The sequence below is a fragment of the Synechococcus sp. H55.10 genome (genome assembly GCF_047502715.1).
Lineage (GTDB): Bacteria > Cyanobacteriota > Cyanobacteriia > Thermostichales > Thermostichaceae > Thermostichus.
Genome location: NZ_JANSJJ010000133.1, coordinates 1 through 3,674, shown reverse-complemented (window position 1 = coordinate 3,674; position 3,674 = coordinate 1). Strand labels below are relative to the sequence as shown.

The following is a 3,674-nucleotide window of genomic DNA, read 5'->3' as shown; positions in this document are numbered from 1 at the left end:
GCTACTGCCTGCAGCAGCGAGACTACGGGCGGCTTGCCACCCCTCTTGACCGCCGATGGATCCACGCCTCCTCCCGTAGCCGTGGCTCCCACGATCTCGCCCAACCTCACACCCATCACCTTCCGCCCTGGGCCGGACTTCGCCCCCATCACGCCGCCGCCCATTCAGCCCGACCTGCCGGATCCGCCGCAATTTGGGTCAGGGGGCGGCTTTGATGTTGACCAGCCGTTTGCCTCGCTCTCTTACAAGGTGAACCTGACCAACCTGATTGTCCGAGGGGTGATTGCGAGTGTAGACATTCAGGTCTTGAATATCACTTGCGGAACGGATGTTACTGGCGTAATCCGGCCCGAGGCCCTGAGCCAGTTTAGGAACCTGCTGATTGGAAGAGGCAACACGTTCACCGACGCTAACGGATTCAACTTTAGCTATACATTTCCAACAGATCCCAGATTTTTTGATGATTTGAGGATTCTTTCCAAAGCAGTGAGACCCGTCCGAAGACTTGACGCGCAAGGACAAATCCAGATTAACGATGAATTAACTGGGGATGATATTGTCTTTATCCTGACTATCCGAGATGCTTTTGGGCAAGTCTTGCGAGTTGACGACTCAATTTTTAGTAGGGAGGAAGAACGAACAGAGATTCGTGGCTCACGGCTTAATGGAGTTCCAGCCTGTGGCAATCTCCCTCAGCCAACGCCTACCCCGACGCCGACTCCTCTGCCGCCTGTACCTACGCTGACTTCAGGCCCTACCCCTGTTCCGACGCCGGTTCCTGTAGGGCCGTCGCCTTTGTTTACCCGCTTCTTACTGCCCAATCCAGCGCCGGTCAACACGCCTGTTACTCTCACTTTTGTGGTCGATAACCGAGTGGCTGGGGCCATTCCCTTGAGTGGTCTGAACTTCCAGGCGATCTTGCCTGAGGGAGTGGCTGTTGCCAATCCTTCCACACCTGCCGGCCTTGCTAATCCAAATACCTGCGGAGGAGTTGTGGGCGCCATACCGGGGACGAGGATCATCAGTCTTTCGGGGGGGGTCTTGGCAGCAGGTGCCACTTGCGAGGTCAATGTTTCTATTCAGGCAACAGCTGCTGGGATCTACACCTTGCCACTGCTATTTGTGTCGAACAATCAGACTCTACCCAGTGCAGCTCCTCCCATCAATCTGGTGGCTAATCCCTGATGACGACTTTGGCCCGGTCTGTGATATCCATTTTGGTACGTGAGGGTAGCACGAAATGAGCGCAAAGAAGATCAAGTTCAGAAGAAATTGGTTGCGGGCTTTAGGAAGTGTTGGGACTGTTTTCTTCACCACAGCCAGCTTGGTTGGCTGCCAGCAAGCCAAGGACAAGAACGCCACCAGCTTTGTCCCTGGGCCGATCATTCCCCCTCAGGCTCCTAGCGTGCCCACTGGCGGTACCGAGGTGGGCCTACCTCCCATAGCACCACCAGGGATCCCTTTGCCAGCTCCTACGATTGTCATCCAAACTCCCGTTGCAGCCCCAACCATTCCTCCAATCCCCTCTCCTATTCCTCTCCCCACCATCAAGGCAGAAACTCCGGCTCCTTCTACTCCTTTCCCTCCTCCTCCCCCCACTCCCTTTCCTGTTGAAAAAGTTAGCGTTGATCCAGCAGAAGTTAAGTTTGACTCAGGGACGACTGTTGGCTCTATAAAAACTCTCACGCTTACGCCGTCTGCTCCTCCGGCCAACGGCAGCTTGGTGTTGAAGGTAGAAAGCAGCAACCCGCAGGTGGTGGGCGTTTCCACAACTGCTGCCTCGTTCGTAACAGTTGTCGTTCCACCGGGATCCACAGATACACCCAAGGTTGTGCTGACGCGTTTGATCCCGGCTACACAGCAGGGCAATGCCACCATCACAGTTACCCGCGACCCGGCCACAACCGCTGCCAATTATCCGGTGGGCAGCGTGAATGTTGCCGTGCCGGTGACCTTAGAGCAGCAAGAGCAGCCGCCTAGTATTACAGTTACTCCTTCTTCGATAGAGTTCCTCGATGATGACATAATTGGAGCTACTCAAGATGTAACAGTTGAGCTCAAAATAACTCCAGTTGGAGGTCAGGTTGTACTGGACATAGGTGGAACCCCTAATCCTTTTGCGCCAGGTGCTCCGTTCACTGTTTCACCTTCAACTCTTATCTTTAAGGAAGGCAATAAGGGATCTCAGCAGTTCGGGGTTATTCGATTAACCGATGGTGTGTTTGCTGGCTCCATAACTGTTAAACTAAACACAGCCCTGACTACTGCTAGTAACTTCTTAACAGGAGATATTAACATTGTGATCCCTGTCAAGTCAGCAGTTGGCTCTATTGAGATTAAGTATGATAACTCGGTAGACTGTAAGAATAATCTAGGCAAAATAGTTACTGTGGTTCCCCAAGTTACCACTAGAGGGAAGGTTCTTCCTCCTTTTACCTACACAGCAGATCCTCCTCTGCCTTCTGGAGTCACGTTCAACACGAAAGATGGTGGTATCTCTATCCAATGCCCAGCACAGGCAGGTGCACCTCCCATTGGTTCCACTCTCTCGACGCTGGTAACTGTTACAGACTCCTCGAGTCCTCCCATTTCTGGTCAAGCTCTTGTGAGCATTAAAATTAATTAAATAGTCAAACCAGCCAGTAGTTCTCTACCTCTGGAAGCGGTGAATGTTGCTGTGGCGGTGACCTTAAAGCAGCAAGAGCTGCCGCCGAGCATTGAAGTTGCTCCTGACTCCGTTGAATTTGCTGGCACAGCTCTGGTTGGAACTTCTGCTAAGCTGAGGGTTACACTCCAACCATCAGCTCCAGTTGGTGGGCAAGTTGTGTTGGATGTGAGTGGAACTCCCGATCCTTTTGTCCCTGGCGCGCCATTTACCGTTTCGACCAGCACGCTGGTCTTCAAGGAAGGCAACAAGGGGCCTCAGGAATTCGAGGTTGTTCGCCTGACGCCTAACGAAGCTGCCGGATCAGTGACCATTAAGCTCAATCCCGCGCTGACGACGGCTACCAACTTCTTGACTGCCGACCTCAGCGCTGTGATCCCTGTTGCAATCAAAGCTCTGCCGCCGACTCCACCACCTGCCACTCTTGCAATTCAGTATAAGGATACTTCCTTGAAGTGTAGCACTAACCTTAACTTGAAGCTCACTGCGCCTCCAACTGTTACCATTACCGGCGCTGTTAAAAGCCCACTCACTTTCAAAGCCGAGCCAGCACCTAATCCTCCCTTCTTTTTTGACACATCCACAGGGGTCATTTCCGTTCAATGTCCAGCGGCAGCAAACCAGCCTCCGATTGGCCTTTCTTTCTCTGCATTGATAACGGTTACGGATTCTTCGATTCCGCCAATTTCAGCTCAGAAGTTCGTAGCCATCAAAGTCGAGTAGTAAGAACTACAGCAGCCCTAAGATATTCATAAGAAGTTCCAATATGTATAAAGCTGAGGGAGATGGGAATCAAAAAGGATTATCTGGGGTGGGAAGCTGTTGTGTTGGCCAAGCCGGCTGCCCAATCCAGCAGATGATTGACTGCTTCTGGGGTTTTGGCTTCGGAGTACAGCCGCAGCAGGGGCTCGGTGCCGCTGCCGCGGATCATCACCCAACTGCCGTCGGCAAGGGTAAACTTGTGGCCGTCTTTGTCGAAATGCTTAATCACCTTCTGCCCCAAAATCTC

Annotated in this window: 3 protein-coding genes and 1 pseudogene; 3 read left to right on the top strand and 1 reads right to left on the bottom strand. The window is 52.6% G+C overall.

The annotated features are described in order from the left end of the window. Positions 1 to 249 precede the first annotated feature (249 nt). The 3 genes from NW858_RS09150 to NW858_RS09140 all read left to right on the top strand — a co-directional run bounded on the left by NW858_RS09150 (position 250) and on the right by NW858_RS09140 (position 3,388). Positions 250 to 1,185: a hypothetical protein gene (locus NW858_RS09150; protein ID WP_414520336.1), complete on the top strand. Its 936-nt coding sequence runs from the start codon at positions 250 to 252 to the stop codon at positions 1,183 to 1,185. Between the two features lie 277 nt (positions 1,186 to 1,462). Further along, positions 1,463 to 2,626 carry a hypothetical protein gene (locus NW858_RS09145; protein WP_414369094.1) on the top strand — a complete coding sequence of 388 codons (1,164 nt, stop codon included), beginning with the start codon at positions 1,463 to 1,465 and terminating at the stop codon, positions 2,624 to 2,626. 39 nt (positions 2,627 to 2,665) lie between these two features. Then, the gene (locus NW858_RS09140; protein ID WP_414347767.1) at positions 2,666 to 3,388 is read left to right on the top strand and encodes a hypothetical protein; all 723 of its coding nucleotides are present in this window, start codon (positions 2,666 to 2,668) and stop codon (positions 3,386 to 3,388) included. Positions 3,389 to 3,467: 79 nt separating this feature from the next. Here NW858_RS09140 and NW858_RS09135 read toward each other — a convergent pair. Next, positions 3,468 to 3,674: pseudogene (locus NW858_RS09135) on the bottom strand (phosphoglucomutase/phosphomannomutase family protein); the annotation flags it as partial.